General features: G+C 40.6%; 14 protein-coding genes. 6 read left to right on the forward strand and 8 right to left on the reverse strand.

Translation table 11 applies throughout. The annotated features are described in order from the left end of the window. Positions 1 to 5: 5 nt before the first annotated feature. The 5 genes from HDC92_RS06815 to HDC92_RS06835 all read right to left on the reverse strand — a co-directional run bounded on the left by HDC92_RS06815 (position 6) and on the right by HDC92_RS06835 (position 8,076). The gene (locus tag HDC92_RS06815; RefSeq protein ID WP_183873233.1) at positions 6 to 1,529 is read right to left on the reverse strand and encodes a TlpA family protein disulfide reductase; all 1,524 of its coding nucleotides are present in this window, start codon (positions 1,527 to 1,529) and stop codon (positions 6 to 8) included. Then, complete coding sequence (locus HDC92_RS06820) at positions 1,519 to 2,922, reverse strand: RagB/SusD family nutrient uptake outer membrane protein (RefSeq protein ID WP_183873235.1); 1,404 nt, start codon at positions 2,920 to 2,922, stop codon at positions 1,519 to 1,521. The genes HDC92_RS06815 and HDC92_RS06820 overlap by 11 nt, the downstream gene beginning before the upstream one ends. Positions 2,923 to 2,932: 10 nt before the next feature. Beyond that, a complete protein-coding gene (locus tag HDC92_RS06825) occupies positions 2,933 to 6,172 on the reverse strand; it encodes a SusC/RagA family TonB-linked outer membrane protein (protein WP_183873237.1) in 3,240 nt (1,079 codons plus the stop codon). A gap of 122 nt (positions 6,173 to 6,294) precedes the next feature. Further along, positions 6,295 to 7,461 (reverse strand): FecR family protein, encoded by a 1,167-nt coding sequence (locus HDC92_RS06830; RefSeq protein WP_183873239.1) that lies wholly within the window; start codon positions 7,459 to 7,461, stop codon positions 6,295 to 6,297. Positions 7,462 to 7,518: 57 nt separating this feature from the next. Further along, positions 7,519 to 8,076, reverse strand: coding sequence for an RNA polymerase sigma-70 factor (locus HDC92_RS06835; protein WP_183873241.1), 558 nt, complete (start codon positions 8,074 to 8,076; stop codon positions 7,519 to 7,521). A gap of 158 nt (positions 8,077 to 8,234) precedes the next feature. Here HDC92_RS06835 and HDC92_RS06840 point away from each other — a divergent pair, with 158 nt between their 5' ends. The 4 genes from HDC92_RS06840 (at position 8,235) to HDC92_RS06855 (ending at position 11,763) form a co-directional block, all read left to right on the forward strand. Then, positions 8,235 to 8,621: a helix-turn-helix domain-containing protein gene (locus HDC92_RS06840; RefSeq protein ID WP_183873243.1), complete on the forward strand. Its 387-nt coding sequence runs from the start codon at positions 8,235 to 8,237 to the stop codon at positions 8,619 to 8,621. Between the two features lie 385 nt (positions 8,622 to 9,006). Further along, positions 9,007 to 9,840, forward strand: a complete 834-nt coding sequence (locus HDC92_RS06845) for an NEW3 domain-containing protein (protein ID WP_183873245.1) — start codon at positions 9,007 to 9,009, stop codon at positions 9,838 to 9,840. Positions 9,841 to 9,844: 4 nt separating this feature from the next. Next, entirely contained in the window at positions 9,845 to 10,792 is a 948-nt protein-coding gene (locus tag HDC92_RS06850) for an ABC transporter ATP-binding protein (RefSeq protein WP_183873247.1), read from the forward strand. Between the two features lie 5 nt (positions 10,793 to 10,797). After that, on the forward strand, positions 10,798 to 11,763 hold the full coding sequence (locus HDC92_RS06855) for an ABC transporter permease (protein WP_015808682.1): 966 nt from the start codon (positions 10,798 to 10,800) through the stop codon (positions 11,761 to 11,763). Between the two features lie 16 nt (positions 11,764 to 11,779). On the opposite strand, the gene HDC92_RS06860 is transcribed toward HDC92_RS06855, so the two are convergent. Continuing rightward, positions 11,780 to 12,205 carry an HIT family protein gene (locus tag HDC92_RS06860; protein WP_015808681.1) on the reverse strand — a complete coding sequence of 142 codons (426 nt, stop codon included), beginning with the start codon at positions 12,203 to 12,205 and terminating at the stop codon, positions 11,780 to 11,782. A gap of 149 nt (positions 12,206 to 12,354) precedes the next feature. Further along, the gene (locus HDC92_RS06865; protein WP_183873249.1) at positions 12,355 to 14,220 is read right to left on the reverse strand and encodes an FG-GAP-like repeat-containing protein; all 1,866 of its coding nucleotides are present in this window, start codon (positions 14,218 to 14,220) and stop codon (positions 12,355 to 12,357) included. 327 nt (positions 14,221 to 14,547) lie between these two features. Here HDC92_RS06865 and HDC92_RS06870 point away from each other — a divergent pair, with 327 nt between their 5' ends. Further along, positions 14,548 to 15,522 (forward strand): DUF1080 domain-containing protein, encoded by a 975-nt coding sequence (locus HDC92_RS06870; RefSeq protein ID WP_183873251.1) that lies wholly within the window; start codon positions 14,548 to 14,550, stop codon positions 15,520 to 15,522. A 300-nt stretch (positions 15,523 to 15,822) separates the two neighbouring features. Then, positions 15,823 to 19,050, forward strand: coding sequence for a chondroitinase family polysaccharide lyase (locus HDC92_RS06875; protein WP_183873253.1), 3,228 nt, complete (start codon positions 15,823 to 15,825; stop codon positions 19,048 to 19,050). 50 nt (positions 19,051 to 19,100) lie between these two features. Here HDC92_RS06875 and HDC92_RS06880 read toward each other — a convergent pair whose 3' ends face one another. Continuing rightward, complete coding sequence (locus HDC92_RS06880) at positions 19,101 to 20,309, reverse strand: glycoside hydrolase family 88 protein (protein ID WP_183873255.1); 1,209 nt, start codon at positions 20,307 to 20,309, stop codon at positions 19,101 to 19,103. Positions 20,310 to 20,412 lie beyond the last annotated feature (103 nt).

Raw genomic sequence — 20,412 nt, forward strand, 5'->3', positions numbered from 1 at the left:
GATAATCAGGATTGTTCCTGTAACAATGCCGATCTGATGAGCTTTAAAACTTCTGAACCACTAAGCCCAATTTCAATCTTGGTAATCAAATTGCCGTTTTTGTCTACCAGGATAATAAAAGGTGCTGCTACAATATTGTAATATTTAGCATAAGGGTGTTGCATTCCCTTTCCTTCCATATACAGATTGATATGAGTCGGATTGGTATACAGACCACTTCGTATTCCGGTTCTCCATCTATCTTTACTGTTGTCAACGTTTAAACTCACAAACTTAAATCCGGGTTCATTTTTTAAGTAGGGCTGCACCTCCTTTTCAAACATCTTATAAAATAGCGCACAACCACTACATCCAACGCCCCACATATCAATAAGTACAACATTACCTTTCAGCTCTTTAAGGGAAATTGTTTTTCCACTGGTATCCGGAAATTCAAAAGGAAAGGCAGGGCTACCACTTTTGATGGAAGATTTTTGGATCAGCACTTTTTTCAAATAAGGATCCTTAATGATTGATCTGGCATCTTCCAGACATGCTACAAAATCATTTGGACTGTAATTTTGAACATTAAGTGTATTGCCCGGGAAGTAAAGAAAGTAGGTTAGCAATCTTTCTCGCAAAAATCCTTTGTATCTGGCTTTAAGTTTATCATATATCCGTTTAAAAGGATAATCATTACCATTGTTTTCAAACCAGGTTTCAACTTGTATGTTGTTTACCAGATAACTAAGATAGGAGTTATTGTAGCCGGCTATATTTTGGTTCACCTCAATTTCCGGGAGCTTATGGGCCATAAAACTTTTGATGATATCTGCCTGCACTTTCGGATCTTTTGCCTGCATGTATTGAAACCTTAGCTGACTACTCCACATGATGTATTGTGCAATATACTTTGCTGTAAGGTAATGGAACATAGCTGGACTTAGACGGTTTTTAAAATTTTTGATAATAGCGGTGACTTGCTCATGCTCTGCCAACAAAAATTTATAAACCTGATCGTAATATGAATAGCTGTACTTAATACCGGTGAGGGGCTTGTCCATCTGGTTTCTTCGGTAGTTCCAACCTACTCTGAAAATATCCAAACTGTCTTCACAGCTATATTTTCCTACATTATTACCGCTATACTTTGGTATATTGCCACTGTATTTATTTGTCGGGTTGGCTACATACGCATTGATCTCAAGAAACAAACTGTCACCTGGCTCAATTTCTCTTTCAAATAACATATAATTGCGGCCTTTTAAATTCATTCTGATCGCAGCTGGTTGATGAATGGTATCTAACACAACCAGAAAACTTCCATCAGTATGCACGGGAACAGTTAGTTTCTTATAACTCCATTTTGGATTGTCTTCATTTATATTCACAACAATGCTGTCATCGGGATTTAATCCTCTGGTTATTTTGCCGAAGATTTTAGCGGGAAGCTTTTGCCAGGCTTGACCAAAAACCGGCACATTGATAATCAAAGCTAAACCTGCCAGAATAAATATTGTTCTGGCAGGCTGGTTTATTTTAATATCCATCGTTCTGTTTTACGTTAGGATTAGTATTAAGTTCAGTTTGTGGAATTGGAAATAATTTGTCTGTGTTTTGCCAGTTGGAACCTTTGATTAAAGGCAGTATAACTTCAGCGCGATTGGTGCGGTTAAGATCGAACCAGCGGTGGGCAGATTCAGAGAACAGTTCAAAACGACGTTCATTTTCTACAGCGAGCAAGGCATCAGGTTTGGATAAGGTTAGTGGGAGCGCAGGCAGGGGGTTGGGGATGGCTACAGTTGGTGCCGGTCTTGCTCTGGTGCGCAGCGTGTTGAGGTCTGCAATACCTAGCTCAACTTTGTCCAGGTTAATCCTTGCTTCAGCCCGGATCAGGTATTGCTCAGCCAGCCTGAGGACCATGGAATATTCTGATAAAGCGCTTATTGCGCCAACTTTATATTTTGAAGGGTAATAATAGGTTTTATTGCTTGCCGTTATTGTTCCGATCCATTGCAACCTTCGCTTGTCGGAAGGGTCGAAGGCATCTGCCAGGTTTTGGGTCAGGGAAACATTGGTTGGTGTACCGGTTAAAAGGAATAATACCCCTTCGTTAGTATTTCTGCCTGCTGTGTTTGGATAGAGTTGCCAAATGGCTTCTGTGCTGTTTTTAAGAAATACCTGGTTCAGGTCAGTTTTTAAACTGAACATAGCCGTGTTGGAGATGAGGCTGGAAGCCTGAATCTCGGCATCACCGTATTTTTTTGTATAGAGGTATACTCTGGCCAGCATCGAAGTGGCAGCCCATTTGTTGGGTCTTACCCGTTCAACGGTATAAAAATCGTTTCCTAATAGCCGTTGGGCATCCACCAGGTCATGAATGATTTGATCATAAACTTTGGTTTGTGCAGTTCTGGCAGACATGCCGTTTGCCTGATAGTCTGTAGTTAAATTTAAAGGAATGTCTCCATATAAATTTGTGAGGTAGAAATAACAAAACGCACGTATAAATTTAGCCTCACCTTCAAGCTGCATTTTTAGTTCATTCCCAATTGCCGAACTGTTTGCAACTTTTTCCAGAATGATATTTGCAGTATAGATATATTGGTAAGACTGGTTCCAGCTAGTAGCAGAGCTTGCAGGTAATATTGCATTCTTATAATATTCATCCAACTGAAACGGGTAGTTTATAAATTCATCTGCACACATTCCGGTTAAGGTTGCTATGCTGTTTACAAGGCCATTTGGATAACCAACAGTAGCCATATTGCTATAAATGCCGGTGATTGCCCCTTTTGCCGATTCCTCATTGTTAAATACCAGGTCTGCAGAAATGTTATTGATCGGTGGTTCTAATGAAAGGAACTGGTTACATGCTGTAATCAATAAAAGCAGGATCACGGTTGAAAATGTCAGGAGTTTTTTAAAAAAATATGTTTTCATGATAATTCGATTAAAAAGTAATTTGAAAGCCTGCAGTTACCATTCTTAACGGTGGAAGAAAGTTAACCGATTCAGGATCTAAGCCTAAATAATTGGTGATGGTGAACAGGTTTTGTCCCTGCAGGTAAGCTTTTGCATTTTTAGCGCCAATAGATTTTAGGATTTTATCAGGAATGCGATAGCCCAGGGCTATGTTCTTTAGTTTGAGGTAAGAAGCATCAGAGATGCCAAGTTCTCCGAGAGAGCTGGCATAGGTATGTGTCAATGTTGATGTAGCTGCACTGTATTTCTGGATATCTGTTACATCATCTGGTTGCTGCCACCTTCTTAATACTATATCTAGTTGATTGGTGAATGTTCCCGGGGCACTGTTTACTATTGCGTTTCTGCCATTTTGTTTAACAAATTGAAAAAAGAAATCCAGTTCAAGCCTTTTATAACTGATTGAATTCTGGATGCCACCTGAATAGCGTTGCCCTACAAAAATAACTTTTCGGCGGTCTCCGGGATTGGATATGGTATTACTTCCGTCAAAATCTGTAAAAGTATATAGACCAGTTTGAGGATCAACGCCTTTACTTTCCAGTACTTTAGAAATATTCATGGACTGGCCAATGATATAATTTAATGAAAACGAAGTGGCTTTTTCGATACCTGGAAATTCGGCGAGTTTATTTCTAGGGACCGATAAATTTATTGAGGCGGTCCATTTAAAATTTTTATACTGTAATGGAGTTGCTGAAAGTTCAAATTCCAGGCCTGTATTCTGAATTGTTGCGGCCAGATTTCTTTGTATGCTAGGGAACCCAACACTTGGTGCGAGCGGATAAAAAATAAGTTGATTTGAAGACCTGTTCCGGAAGTATGTACTGGTTAAATTTAACTTGTTTTTAAAAAAGCCCAATTCAAGTGATATTTCTGCTTTTTTGTTGGTTTCCCATTCAAGGTTTGGGTTAAAAATACGACCCAAAGATAATGCCGGCTGGGCCTGGTAAGGATTAGTATTGGGCGACCAGGTATCCAAATAAGCATAATCTCCTACCTGATCGTTTCCTGTCAAACCATAACTTGCCCGTAGTTTACCATAACTTAAAAATGAAAAATTGTTTTTAAGGAAATTTTCATCACTAAATATCCAGGCAAGGCCAAGGGCTCCAAAATTGCCGTACCTGCTTTCCGGCCCAAAACGACTGGAACCATCCCGTCTTCCTGTGATATTCAGGTAATACCTATCTTTAAAACTATAATTTAACCTTCCGTAAACGGATAAATACCTGTAAACTGAGCTATATGCATTGTCAACTTTTACCGTAGCTGCTGCCGCCTTATTTTCTAATAGTCCATCGTTGACATAACCAGTTCCTTGAATGAGCTGATTTTGCGCTTGATTTTGTTGTATTGTGGTTCCGATTAAAATACTAAGCTTTCCAAAGCTTAAACTTTTATTCCATGATACCTGTGGTTCAACACTCAGGGTTTGGTTTGAACTGTCATAATAATTTGCTGTCCTGTTATTTGCAGTTAGTGCCTGCAATGGATCTGTTGCTGATAATGGATTCGTAGATACTTCAGCCCTTTGCATCCTATTATAGCCGATAGCAGTCTGGACATTTAAATTTTTTGCAATCTCGTAGCTCATTGTACTGCTTGCGCCAAAATTATAAGTGTCAGCATTGTACTTTTTAAATAAACCGATGAGGGGATTGTTCCTGAAGGTTCCGTTTTCCCAGTTCAGTTTACCATCAGGGGTTAATGCGGCAGGCGCGTTTGGTGCCAGCCGCATGCCTAAAGCAATATCGGTGGTAGGCAGTGAATTGTTTTCAATATTGAGATTGGCCGATGCAGAAATTTTGAACTTCTGATTGGCTGAATGATGGTTTATATTGAACATAGAAGATTTTCTTTGATATTTTTTGTCTCCTGGAAAAACGTTTGTTTCCCGATAGTAATTTCCGCTGATTAGAAATGTAGTATTCTGGCTACCTCCGGAAATTGACAATTGAGCATTTGTGGTATTTGCTGTACCTCCCATGAGTTCTTCCTGCCAATCTGTATATCTGGTTTGGTCCCACGTCCCATTTACATCATAAGCAGAAGCCCCAGGTGTTGTACCATCGTTTTTGAATGCTTCTTTACGCATTTCAATGTACTGTTCTGTATTTAATAAATTTAGCCGTTGCGCAATATTGCCTGCACCCTGGGCAAAGTTTACATTAAAGTTTAAATCTCCGGCTTTGCCTTTTTTGGTCGTGATAAGTATTACACCATTAGCCCCTCTGGAACCGTAAATTGCGGTTGCATCCGCGTCTTTTAAAATTTCTATGCTTTCAATGTCGTTGGGATTGATCACGCTTAATGGGCTAGCCCCAGGAAGAACAGCTATATTGATAGTGGTTGATGACATGCTGGTTGAAGGAAAGGGCACACCATTTACAACATAAAGTGGATCATTGCCATTGGACAGGCTATTCTGCCCTCTGATCCGAACCCTGACCCCTGCACCCGGAACACCGCTGGCCTGTATGATTTCAACGCCGGGTACTCTTCCCTGCAAAGCCAATAGTGGGTTATTTACTGGTTGCTGCTCAATTGTTTTGGCACTTATTTGTGTGATGTTGCCCGTCCTCTCTCTACTTTTTACTGTATAGTAACCTGCGTTCACTTCAACTTCCTTGAGCTTATCAGTACTGGAGATCAGCTTAATTATACCCAGCTCTGTTTTGGCTGGCACTTCTTTGGTTTCAAATCCCACATAGGAGATCACCAAAATTGCCTCTTCGTTTACATTGGTGAGTGTAAATTCTCCTTTGGAATTAGTTGAGATAGCATTATTGCTGCCTTTTATCTTAACTATTGCTCCGGATAACGGCTGGTTCTGATCATCCACCACACTGCCGTGTACAGTAATAGCAGTAATGTAATCAAGAAGACGGTCTTGAAAGGAAGGCTCCTTTTTTTTGATGATGATGGTCTTTTTGTCGATGATGTAACTGAGTGGTGTATGTTCAAGTACTTTGTTCAGTACATCTTTAAGCGGTGTGTTTTTGAAATTGACATTGATGGTAGTATTGCCCTTAAGGTTGTCTTCAATCCAGACGACATGGTATCCTGTTTGTTTTTTGACCGCATTAAAGATTTGGATAATGGTGGCATTTTTTTGTTTAAAGGTTACTTTTTGGGCATACGTAGATGCATTTACCTGCAGTACAGTGGTTACAATGATCAGTATTGTGGAAAAAAATCTATACATTTGTTTATTCGGTTTTATAGTTATGAGGTCATTCAATTAATTGTAAAACAGCTTATTAGCCAGTGGTGTAGCAAGCACTTCTGGCTTTTTTATTGGTGCAGTTTTATCGTTTTTTGGTTTGTTTATTGCACGGTAATCCTCCTTCCTTCCACTTTAAAGTGCATCTGGCCGGTTAATTCCAGCATACAGAGTACTTCAGATATTTTACTAAACCTTTTGATACTTCCGTTGAGGTTTATTTGACCTGTACTTTTGTTTTCATAAATAACTTTAACATCATACCAGCGGGCTATTTTTTTCATGATATCGGCCAGTGGTTCATTGCGAAACATAAACTCCCCATTTTTCCAGGCAATGGCTAAATCGGGATCGGCCTTGTTTACTTGTATGGTATGGCCAGTATTTGTAGCTTGCTGGTTGGGGCTAAGAATGATGTTATTTCCTTTGGCATCAATTTTTACACTGCCCTCTAATAAAGTTGTTTTGGTAGCTGGTTCATCAGTATAACTGTTGATGTTGAAATGGGTGCCCAATACCGTTACTTCCTGTGTAGCTGTTTTTACGATAAAAGGCTGTTTTCTGGCCCTTTTTTTCAAGCCGAATAGTGATTTTACCTGCGCTACTTCAAAATATGCTTCCCCGTTAAGCTCAACACTCCGGTTAGCTAAACCCAGAAAGCTTGAAGGGAATTTAAGGGTAGAGGCTGCATTTAGCCAGACATTGGTACCATCAGGCAAAGCAATGTGATATTGGCCACCTTTTGGAGTAGATAAGGTATTTAATGATATTGAATTTTTTTGATTGGATACAACAGAAGCGGTTGTACTATCTGACTGTACTTTAAAAATGAGTTCTCCATCAGCATTTTTGATGATTTCGATGTTTTTATCTACTGCAATTTTGCCATTTTTTGCATTGCTAAGATCAATAGATGTACCACTCGCCAGCAATAAAGTTGCCCTGTAGCCACCAGGATTGATATCATTGACGTAACCTGTAGGTAGTGGTGTTTTAACAAATAATAAGCTCCAGATGCTTAAGCAGATGATTGTTGCTGCTGCTGCAGCGGCAATACGGAAAGGCCAGTTAATTTTTTTGATTGGGATATCTTTATACACTAATCCGGTACCAATACGTTTGTCGGCATCTATTAATTCTTTTTCCGTTGGTAGCGTTTCATCCTGGCTCATGTACTTTAAAAATGCAGCATCCATGATCGCCTTTTCCTTTGGCGTAACTTTATCATCTGCATAACGTTGCCATAAATCATCTATGTCTTTCCTTGTCATGTATTTATTTTTTTCGTTACTTAATACATGGTGCAAAAGAGTGGAGGATGGTAGTGTTTATTTTAATTTTCTTTTGAAAATTTTTAGTGCGCTATTGATCTGATATTTGACCGACTCGTCTGATAGTTGAAGTTTATCGGCAATAAGTTTTCTACTTAGATTTTGGTACCTGCTTAAAATAAATACTTCCTTTACTTTAGGTGGTAAGCTATTGATAATATTATCGATTTTTGTTAACAGTTCTTTTTCCAGCATGTAATTATCAGTGATATTTTCTCCTTCACTTATAAAATATTGCAGGAAGTTTAAAAACTTATCATGTGTTTTTTGTTGACGAATGTACATTAACATTTTTCGCTTGATAGCTGTATGCAGATACCCTGAAAGCGATTCAGTAATTTGAATGCTTAGCCGCTTTTCCCAGACATAGGTTAGCACATCCTGAGTAATATCTGTAGCCAGATCGTGATTGCCATCAACGAGTTTACGCGCATAAATATACAGTTTGGCCCAGTATCTGTGATATATTTCAGTAAAAGCATAATGGTTACCCTCTTTTAAAAGAGTTACAAGTTGAGCGTCATAAAGGGTACCGTATGATCCTGCTCTACCCATATTAATTGGCCTTTTTGATATAAACGAGCATTGTTTTGAAGTAGATTTTATTCATTCCATTCATTAGCTTATGCGAAGCTCCTGTTATTACGTTGTTGATGCTATATTTTTTCAGTAGTTTTACCTGTATAATTTATTGTATAAAACTACTGCTTGGTATGAAGGGAAATTTAGATGTTGAGTTCACTAAACTGGAAAACAAGGTAATTGGCAGAAATATTTCTATGTACAGAAAAATACGTGAGATTAAAGCTTTTAATATTGCTGAGCAACTTGGACTTAAAGAAGCGGCTTATTCGAAGTATGAAAGAGGTGAAACTGCGATCACGGTAGATTTTGTTCAGAAAGTAGCGCAGATCATTAATATTGACCCAATTCAAATGATGACAGTATCACCGGGACATATGATAAATCCGTCTATGGCAATTCAGACAGATAGTTCATTTCGTTCCAGGGACGAAAAGCAAAATGAAGCTATCCTTACTTTGATCAATAGCCAGATCGAAATGAATAAGAAGATTATGGAGTTGTTGGAGAAGAAATAGCATTCTTTTTTACTTATTGGAATAAACTGAAGAGCAAAGAGCCAAAACAGCTAAAAAGCAGGTTTTAAGATCTATATTAGTAGGCCCAAATAATATGGGATTTAAGTAGTTCTATTATTTCTAGTTCAAATTCTGGAAGTTAACATTACTAACTTATTGATATTTCAATTTATTTGCTGAAGAACTTAATATAATTCAGAATTTAAAAATAATTGAAAGCGGTAAAGCTAAATTTAGCCCCCTTTATCTGATAGTCTCTTTTTTTGTTAAAAAATGTTAAATCCATTTGAAAATTTTATTTTGTTGTTTTGATTTGTTCCGTCAAATTAAAACATTGAACAAACATTTTTTTTAAGCTATTATTATAAATTCTAGTATTTAGATCATGTTAGCAAAATTTTCACTTACCCCTCTCTTTTTCCTATTTCTTTTTGCATGCCCTCTGGCCTTGTGTGCCCAAAGCCCGGCTGTAAACATTGATGGTAAATCCGGCTTTACAGCAAAGCTGATGAATATCGAGGCTGCAACGAATGAAATATTTCGTTACAATGCCAGTTTGCATAATGGGTCTGGAAAACCGGCCGTATTTGAGTTCAAAACCAATCTGCCCATTGGCTGGATGATCAGCTACAAGGTTGATGGAAGCCAGGTTACCTCTCTCAATATGGATCCGGGAAGTACCCGGGATGTCTCTATCGAGGTCAATGCCACAGCAAGTACCGTACCCGGGAAATACAAGCTGCCTGTAAAGGCCATAACTGCTGCCGATACCCTATCCCTGAATCTGGAGGCCGTGGTAAAGGGATCTTACGGGATAACACTGACCACACCCACCGGAAAGTTAAGCGAAGAGCTTACTTCTGGCAGCCACAAGGAAATCCATTTGGAGGTAAAGAACACAGGTACCCTGCCATTGAACGATATTGAACTCAGTTCACAATTGCCCAGCAATTGGGAAGCGACGTTTGAGCCCTCAAAGGTTAAACAGCTGGAGCCAGGGAAGAACATAGCCATCACTGCAAAACTTAAAGTTCCTGATAAGACGATAGCGGGCGATTATGCGGCTACCTTTACTGCAACAAATAGCAATGGCAATTCCCAAGCTGCCTTTAGGATGGTCGTGACCACTTCATTGCTATCTGGATGGATTGGTATACTGGTTATTCTGGCTGCCATTTCCCTGGTGTATTATCTTATCCGCAAGTACGGTAGAAGATAGAAAAATGAAGGATCCTATTATACAACTCAAAAGCCTGACTAAATGTTATGGCACGCAAAGGGCCGTTGATGACCTGAGCCTGGACATCTATAAGGGAGAGATTTTTGGACTGCTGGGACCAAACGGCGCTGGCAAAACGACCACCATACTGATGATGCTGGGGCTTACCGATCCGACAAGCGGTTCTGCATTTGTTTGCGGTTATAACGCAACAAATAATCCGATTGCTGTAAAAAGAAAGGTAGGCTATATGCCAGACAGCCTGGGCTTTTATGACAACATGACTGCACTGGACAACCTGAAGTACATTGCAAGGCTGAACGGGCTGACCGAAAAGGAGATCAAGGTACGCACGGTGGAGACAATGGAAACAGTAGGGCTTTCTGCTGCCTTGAACAAGAAAACGGCTACTTTTTCCAGAGGTATGAAACAACGTTTGGGCCTGGCCGATGTATTGATTAAGCAGCCCGATGTGATCATTCTTGATGAACCAACTTTGGGGATTGACCCTAGTGGCGTGCGGGAGTTTCTGGCACTTATAAAGCGCTTGAGCAAAGAGCAGGGACTGACCGTTCTGCTTTCCTCGCATCATTTACACCATGTACAACAAGTATGCGATCGGGTAGGGATTTTTGTAAAAGGCAAACTATTGGCCCAGGGCAATATCGATACCTTATCTGGCAACGTGTTTAACAACGCAGGGCATGTTGTATCCATCAGGTTAGCAAATGTCATTCCTCAGCCCTGGGCATTGGAACAGGAGCTGGAACAATGGGAAACCATTAAGCAGATCAGGATAAATGAAAAGACGATAGAATTTGAGTGTACGCAGGACATTACGCCAGCACTGGTCCGTTTTTTTGTGGAGAAGGGATGCGACATTACTGGCGTACATCAAAAAGATTATGGCCTGGATGACATTTATCAAAAATATTTTGAGGACATTAATTGAAGATAATGAAGAGTCAACCACTTTCCAGCCCTTTTAATGTGATGGTTCATAAAGAAATGGCAGACCATATCCGAAGCTGGCGCTTTATCGTACTGATGGGGCTGATCATACTCACGTTCGTTGCGTCAATGTATGTATCCCTGGGCAATATCCGATCGGCTATGAGTAATGTTAATGATCCGGACCATACTTTTTTATACCTTAAACTGCTAACTGCCACAGATAATTCGATGCCGCCCTTTCACGTGTTTCTAAGTTTTCTGGCCCCTTTACTGGGGATCAGCCTGGGCTTCGACGCGATTAATGCCGAGCAGAACAGCGGAACACTGACGAGGCTTATTGCACAACCCGTTTACAGAGACAACTTACTATTGGCCAAGTTTGTAAGTGCCCTTATTCTGGTAAGCGCCCCATTCCTGGTTTTGGCCTTGCTGATGATAGGAGGAGGGCTGGTTTTGACGGGGGTAAGGATAGAGCCCCAGGAGCTGCTGCGGATACTGGGATTCATGATGATCAGTATGATCTATGTTGGCTTTTGGTTGAGCTTATCCATCACCTTGTCGGTCAGGTTCAGGCAAGCAGCAACTTCAGCCCTTACGGCAATAGGCATATGGTTGTTCTTTACAGTATTTTACCAGATCATTATCAATCTTATAATCAGGTCTTTTTTGCCCGATCCTACCTTTTTAACACAAGATCAGGTCCTGCGTTACAATGAATTGATTCTGGATTTGCTGCGCATTGCACCCAATCAACTTTATACAGATGCCAGCACTACATTGTTGATGCCTTCTGTTCGAAGTCTTGGTCCGATGACGATGGAGCAAATGGCCGGGGCAATACCCGCTCCTCTACCTTTCAGAGAGAGTCTGATGATCGTATGGCCACAGGTAAGTGGTTTGATAGGGGCAACGGTAGCTTGCTTTGCACTTGCTTACTATTTGTTCATGCGCCGGGAAATCCGAAGTTGAGTAGATATAAATATTTTTAAAGCGCTGCTTTAATTTTATCAATAATTTCTGAATATTCAACATCAGAAAGTGCAACTTTTTGCGGGTTCATTTCGAAAACAGCACCAAATCCGTAGCCGTCTTTATATTTAGGAACGATATGCATGTGTAAATGAGACAGGGTATCCGCATAGGCCCCATAGTTGATTTTATCAGGATTAAATACAGCAGCAATAGCTTTTGCTACCTTTGCCACATCTTTCATAAATGCATTACGTTGCTCATCACTCAATTCATGGAACTCAATTCCATGGTCTTTATAGACCACATTACAGCGACCCGGATGTGATTGCTCTTTAAACAGAAACAATTGAGATACTTCTAAATCTCCAACTTTAATCATTAAACGGTGTAATGTTTCATTGTTTTGGCAATACAAACATTCTGAAATAGGCGTAGGCATAATATATTTAAATAATTGATTTTATTTTAGCAGTTGTCAAATTTAAAAATACTATGGATAGTTACTACAGGGTATCAGCAATTTTTCATTCCAGTATTAAATAAGCCTGCAAATCATCAAGATCTGCAGGCTTATTTTTTATGCTTTATTTATTTAGCGAAGTAATTTCTTAATTCACCTGTATTTTCTGCATAGTTCCAGCGGATCTGGTCTGCTTTTCCATCACCATTGATGTCAGCAAAGTAAAAATTGGTGTTTGCACTTTGCGAAGTACCCCTTAAAGAATAAATTGGCCCGTCAAATACACTGCCTGTTGTTGCATAATATACTTTTAGTTTACCCAGGTAAAGATCTGGTCTCCAGTAAATCTTATCGGCACGGCCATCGCCGTTTATATCAGCAAAATAAAATTCGGTTGAAGCGGAAACACTGCTTGCGCCCGAATTGCTGAAGGTTGACGAAGCCGTAAAAGTACCATCACCATCAGACAGGTAAACCATAGTTTTGCCTGAATTTAAAGTAGGGTGCCATAATATCTTATCCATTTTACCATCACCATTTACATCAGCATAATAAAAAATTGTTCCGCCTGTTGTACTGGCACCTTCGGTACCAGCAACTACAGTTCCGCTAAAGCTACCACCAGAAGTGGCTAAGTATACGCGTGTTTTGCCGGAATCGAAGGTGGCGTTCCAGTAAATCTTATCCGCTTTGCCATCGCCGTTCACATCGGCAAAACTGTACACTGTGGTTGTACCTGCGCTGGTTCCTTCCGGGTTATCAACCACGGTTGAACTGAAGTTGCCACTGGTAGTGGCCAGATAAACCCTGGTATGACCCGAGTTTAGGGTAGGGTCCCATAAAATCAGATCGGCCTTTCCGTCGCCATTTACATCAGCAAAATGGTACCTGGTGGTACTGAGGGTGGAAGCACTGGCGGTATGGACCACTGCAGGAGAGGCAAAAGTACCGTTTCCGTTAGAAAGAAATACCTGGGGCCTGCCGCTGTCATAAGTAGGGTTCCAGTATACTTTATCTTTTTTACCGTCCCCGTCTATATCGGCAAAATAAAATTTAGTATTTGCATTGGCGCTCTTTCCGTTTGCATCGGTATGCGGACCACCAAATAGGCCTGGTACATAAGTGGCAATAACCGGCCAGTGATCTGAAGGCCAATAGCCACCATAACTGGTTGTGATGACATTCCAGCTGGTAAAACCCATACTTCTGTCGCTCATGATCCAGTCAATTTTATTGGTGCCGGTTGAGGTCCAGCCATGAAAGGTAGGGTCGCCGGTGCTATCACCAAGCGCATCTACAACATCCAGGCCATCTTTCAGCGCATTGATTTCGGTTGTACCTGGTTTGGCATTAAAATCACCGAAGACAATTACGGGCAGGTTGTCGGTATTCTGGGCGTTCACCATTGCAACCAGTGCATTGGCATTTGCGATCCTTGTGGGTTGTGAATCAAACTGCCAGTGGCTGTTGCTGATAAAATACCTGTTGGAGGTACTGTTGTCGAGCAGCACTACCCAGGTGGCCGTATTGATGATGGGAGAGGCGCCTAACCTTACTGTGCCGCTTCTTTCAAGTGTAAACCGCGAGTTTTTAAAGAAAATAGTTTTAGGAGTAGCGGTAAGCGTGGTACTGAAATATTCTCCATAACCCAATGTGGCCATTTGGGCCCTAAACCAGGTTTTGAAAGTATCATCTGAGAATTCCTGCACCCCAAAAATATCCGGATTATTGTCTACAATAATCTGGCGGATATTTCCCTGCCGTTGTGTAATGGTTTGGGGGTCGCCGGCATCATTATGCCTGACATTAAAAGACAGCACTTTGAAAGGGCTTTCGCCGGCGAGCAGCAGTTGTACGTCGCCTGCCGATTTGGGCTTTGCACCATTTGCCTGTTCTTTTAAATCTGTGAGCTGGGTTTCTTTGCATCCAGCCAGGCACAAGCCAAAGCTCAATGAGAGGAGCGCTTTTTTGAGCATTAAATTTGTTTTCTTCATTTTGATGTAGTTTAAAGTAATATTTGGTTTTTTAAGATTTGATTACCTGGTAAAACAACACTCAAATGATGTATTTCTAACTATGCCTGCCTGAATATCCTGTTACATCATTTTATTTTAAAACATTATTGAATATAATTAAAGTAAATGTAAATACTAATATAACAATTTTTAATAAAAGTAAATGTTATGAAATTAATAAATAAATATTATGAAATAAATTACATGGTGATATTTGTGAATTTGGGCCTTAATCTATACCGAAATCAACATATTGAACCTTGTACAAAAAATAAATAAAAGTTATATTGGCCTGAAAAAAATCTTATGTATAAAAAAATCCTTGTATTGGGTATAGGTTGTTTACTGATGACAGGTGCTGCCGAAAGGGCGTATGCATCAACTAATACTGTGCTTTCTGCCGCACAAAAGCTGGCCGAAGCTAAAGATTTAATCGGGCGCTGGGACATTACAGTTGATGAGGACGGTAAATCTGTTCCTTCCTGGCTGGAAGTAAAGCTTTCAGGTTACAGTACTTTAGTGGGTTATTTTGTTGCAGCTTCGGGAAGTGCGCGTCCTGTAGCTGAAGTGAAATTTGACAATGGTAAATTTAAGTTCGAGATTCCACCACAATGGGAAAAGGGTACGCAGAATTTTGTAATTGAGGGGGAATTGACCAGTGCTGGAATACAGGGTACGATGCTGACCAGTGAAGGTAAAAAATACAATTGGAAAGGGGTAAAAGCACCATATTTAAAAAGAACAGCTGCGCCGGTATGGGGTAAGACCATTAACCTTTTTAATGGAAAAGACCTGACTGGCTGGAAAGCGACAGGTAAAAACCAGTGGGAAGTAAAGAATGGTATCTTAACCAGTCCGAAGCCTGGTTCAAACCTGATCACTGAACAGAAGTTTAATGATTTTAAACTCCATGTAGAATTTAAATACCCTAAAGGTGGCAACAGCGGTGTGTATTTAAGAGGCAGGTATGAAACACAGATAGAGGATAGTCCGAAAGATGCCCATCCCAACAGTGTGCTGTTTGGTGGAATATATGGTTTTTTAACAGCTAATGAAATGGTTACACTTGGGCCAGACCAATGGCAGACTTATGATATTACATTGGTGGGCCGTATGGTAACTGTAGTGGCGAATGGTAAAACAATCATCAGCAATCAGGAAATTCCGGGTATTACCGGGGGTGCACTGGACAGCAATGAAGCTGAGCCGGGACCAATTTACCTGCAGGGCGATCATCAACCCATTGAATTCAGAAAAATAGTGATTACACCGGCCAGGTAAAGAACAATAACGTTCAGTAATAAGCCGGCAACAGTTAGGAATGTTGCCGGCTTTTATAATAATCTGTAATTTTTGTGTAAAACACTTATCTTTAGTACCACAATGCTTGCCTGTTGTTAAAGCAATATCCTTTACGTGTTAGGCGGATCTATTGATTTCTTTTTAGGGTGACAGTTTTGAAACAGTGGAGCTATGTAAGTACTAAGAATTTACACGTATTCATCAAATTCAATAGTATTTCGAACGAATTCAAAACTTTGCTAAGTACTGTATATTTAAATTCGTTTTTAAAAATATAAAATGAACTACAGCAGAGCCACATTGGTACTTACCCTGATATTAAGTACCATTGCACAATCCCTAAAAGCACAAAATGAATCAACGCCAACTTTTGTAAACGATATTGTAACCAATTATCTTACTTTCGAAACGACCAATGATATTACAAACTGGAAAGCCGAAAAAGGGGGGCTTTCTTTTTCAGATGCCCATTTTAAAGACGGGAGGCAATCGCTGTTGTGGGCGTATCAAAATGGTGCCACTTTAGAAATTGCCAATTTAAAGGGTTTAAAAGAAGCCGGAGATTTTTATCCTGGTGGTCAGCCAGAAGTTTATGAACCTTCATTTTATAAACAGGCACGGTACGGGGGCATAAAAATGTGGTTGTACCAAGAAACGCCATCAAGGGGCAAACTCACTTTTCAGGTAGGTAGCAATTTGCAGATGGCAAATACGGCTCCAAAATATCGCTTTTCGGTAAACCTCAACTTTACCGGCTGGCGGGCCGTTTGGGTAAATTTTGAAGAGGATGCCAAAGTAAAAAACTACAAGGGAAGCAATGAAATGACCAGTTTAGTGGCCTCTGTTCCATCGGGGCAGAGCGGTAAAATATTTATCGACCATTTCTTGTTACTTAGTTTTGTGTCCAATAAACGCCATTCCGATCAGCAATTCGAAAACCATAAACTCAACCTCCGCTCTGGCGATGGCTACGAAATACTGGAACCTTACCAAATATTTTTAGCCAAACAATTTAACCAACAGGTAGATGTAAAAAAATTAACCGAAGAAAGTAAGACCATAGCAGACCGTTTAGAATTTTTAATACTTGGCGATAAAACCAGTGATTGGAAAAAACGCAATACCGGCATCGAAAAAACAATAGACGGAAAAATTAAAAGCGCCTCAATAGTTTTCAATAAGCTTGAAATACATAAATCAAGCAATGCTGTAAATGGAAGGCCGTTATTTAGTATCCGCGATGAACATATCGCTAAAGAAGGTTTAATTTACGATGAGGCGATGCTGCCAACCGTCTTTCCATTAGCAATGGATTACAGGCTTAATGGCAATAAAGCATCCAAAGAAAAACTGATGCTTATTTTCGATTATTTGCAGGACCAGGGTTGGGCAGCGGGTAGTGCTTTTGGCACGGTAGACCATGTGATAAAGCTTAACCCCATTGCAATCGCTCTGTTTTTGGTAAGAGATGACCTGAAAGCGCAAAATAAACTAAAAGCAGAAACCGATATGCTGATCTGGCATACCCGGTTGGGAAGTATGTTAACCATCGATTACACCCGGGGAGAAAATTCTGATAAAATCCGCGGAGGTGCCCTGGCCAAACTCATTACCATTTTATTAAAGGAAAATGATAGCCGTAAGCAAGAGTTGTTGCAGGATTTTAAAAGCTATATGGATTATGTGGCCAGTATTTCGCCCGGCTATAGCGACACGTTTAAACCCGATTTTTCCATTTATCACCACCGGGGAACTTATTTAAATACTTATGGCACCAATGCGCTAAACACCATGGCGCTCATCCATTGGCTGCTTAGTGGCACAGCTTATCAGCTTTCGCCGCAAACTACCAGCAACCTTAAACAGGCATTAAAGCGACAGGCAGAAATTGCCTATGGAGTAGATATTCATTATGGTGCCGGTGGCCGTTTTCCGCTGGGCAACAGCTCACTTGATGGATTTACCTTTCCGGCACTGGCCTATATGAGTATGAATGGTGATGCTATTGCAGATCAGGAAATGGCTGAGCTGTTTAATTATATATATGATATTGCCGATCCAGAGGCAGTAGTCAAAATGCTTAGCCCATCGCTTACTTACTCTGGTACCTTTGGTACTTTGAACTTAGTTGAGCGACTGCAAAAAATGCTGGGCGCACATAAACATAAACCAGTCAATGGCATTACCGTAATGCCTTATTCTGGTTTGCTGGCTTACCGCACAGCCGGAGCTTTTGCAACTGTAAAAGGATACAACAAATACGTGTGGGATTTTGAAAGTGGTGGTAAAGGGGAAAATAATTTGGGTAGATACCTTGGCCACGGTATGCTGGTAACGGCTCAGGGCGATGAAAAGATGGGTTTCAAAGGTTTGGGCCTGGGTTTGAATGAAGGGTTCGATTGGTCTATGCTGCCCGGAGCGACCACTAAAATGTTGCCGGCCGATAAAGTACTGTACTACACAAAAGGTGACCAGAAATACATAGAAGGCAAACACCGCAATTTCTCTGAAAGTGTGGTGGCTAGTGGACTGCAACAGGGTACCAACGGATTGTTTGCCTTAGACCTGCGTGATGATGTTTTTCCGGATAAAGATAAATCTTTGTTCGATAACAGTTTCATGGCCAAAAAAACCTATTTCTTTATTGGTGATGAAATCATTTGCCTGGGTTCTTCTATCCAGAATAACGACATTAGATACCCAACTGTAACCACGTTGTTTCAGTACAGAAGCGATGAAAAACGGAAAAACAGTTTTAATGGTAAGGAAATCAGTACCCTTAACCAAAAAGCCGACGGAGGATACTTTACCGATCAGAACGGCTTGCATTACATCATTCCCAAAGGGCAGCCTATTGTGCTGGGCCAGAATAAGCAAATTTCTTACAGGGGCGCTAATGTAGGCGACCAAAAGTCGATTGTTTTAAACACATCCGGAGCTTATGAGAAAACCCAGGAGGTATATACAAAAGCCTGGTTTGATCATGGTACAAACCCTAAAGATAAAGGGTACGAATATGAGATTGTATTGAACACGCCAACAGCTGACCTGAAACCGTATCTGCAAAATAAAACCTATGAGGTGATGCAAAAAAATGCATCGGCCCATATCATCAGGCATCTGTCCTCGGGCATTACAGCTTATGCCATTTATAGTAGTTTACAAGCCTTAAAAGGAACGCTTATTCATGTTGATAAGCCTATGCTGGCAATGGTAAAAGAACAGATGGGATACTTATTACTTACTCTTGCCGATCCTGATATCAGGCAACCAAAATGGAACCATAATATGAGCCATATGCCCGATAGCATTACCAATGGCTGGGGCACAGGGAGTATAGCTACACTTACCCTAAAAGGAGAGTGGCATATAGCCAAACGGGTGCAGGAGGTGGCTACCGTAAGTTACGTGAATGGCAACACCATCTTGAAAGTTTTTTGTAAAGAAGGTAAAAGCACAGATATTCCGTTACAGCACCGTAATATGAACAATATAGATACAGAATAACATAGAAAAGGCTGTCACTGACAGCCTTTTCTATGTTATCTGCTTTAAAATCAAGACTGATTAATTGTTTTCAGGTCAATTTTTTTAATCTCTGCATAGCGTTTCAAAGCCTCCAGATAGTAATAGTCGGCATAATTCAAAGGTGTATCGATTTCCGAATTGTACAGCAATGCACCTACACTATGTTTCAATATAAAAAACTGGTTCTCGCCGGGTTTCGCCAGGTATTCATCTGATGACAATGTTTTCAGGATATCCTCGGCAAATTTAAAATATTTCTGACCATCTTTTACCTGAGTGCTCAGGTCTAGCAGGGCCGAAGCAATTACTGCAGCAGCAGAAGCATCCCTTGGCGACCTGTCGCGGTTGTGGACATCAAAGTCCCAAAGTGGAATTTTATCTGCCGGCATTGCAGGGTGGTTCATGATGAAAGCAGCGATATGCTCTGCATGTTCGATGAATTTTTTGTCTTTCGTATCCTTATAGCTCATGGTATAGCCGTAAAGTCCCCAGGCTTGCCCCCGTGCCCAGGCCGATTCGTTGGTAAGGCCCTGATGGGTTTCACGTTGCAGTACTTTTCCAGACAGGGTATCGTAACTGATCACATGGTAAGAACTATAATCTTTTCTGAAATGGTTTTTCATGGTCGTAACCGCATGTGTTTTAGCAGCATCGAACCATTCTGGCTTATTGAATTCCTTTCCGGCCCAGTATAAATACTCCAGGTTCATCAGGTTGTCTATAATTACCGGAAATTGCCAGTGGCCAAAATCCCATGAGCGGATGGCCCCTACTTTTTTATTGAAACGGGCATATAAATTGGCCGCACCGTTTTCTAATGGCTTCAGGTAAATCTTGTCTCCGGTTATACGGTAGGCATTGCCATAAGAACAATACAACATAAAGCCCAGGTCGTGCGTATCTTTGACATATTGTATCGTATCTAAGGCAAGGGTAAATCTTTTGGCTTCGGCCGCCAGGTTTTTATCGCCCGATAGTTCATAACCATACCACAATGTTCCCGGGAAAAAACCTGTGGTCCAGTCGCGGGGAGGGGCCAGTCTTACCGTCCCGTCCGGATTGACAGACCTTGGGTTCATTCCTGGTGTATAGGTTTGTGCAGCCCGTGTTAATTGTGATACTGCGGTTTTAGTTGATTTCTTTAACCAGTCATCGCCGTTGCCTTTCGTAACTGTCATCCCGTTTGCAGAGCCTATTAATACAATAGTCGCAACAAACGCACTGAGTAGTGATTTCATAATTATTTTCCGATCTAAGTTTTGTTTTTTAATAATGATGAAGGTAGCGAGTGTAAAGATGTAAGGCTTTAAGTATCGGATATATTCATTTAGGAATTGGTGA

The organism is Pedobacter sp. AK017 (assembly GCF_014200825.1).
Lineage (GTDB): Bacteria > Bacteroidota > Bacteroidia > Sphingobacteriales > Sphingobacteriaceae > Pedobacter > Pedobacter heparinus.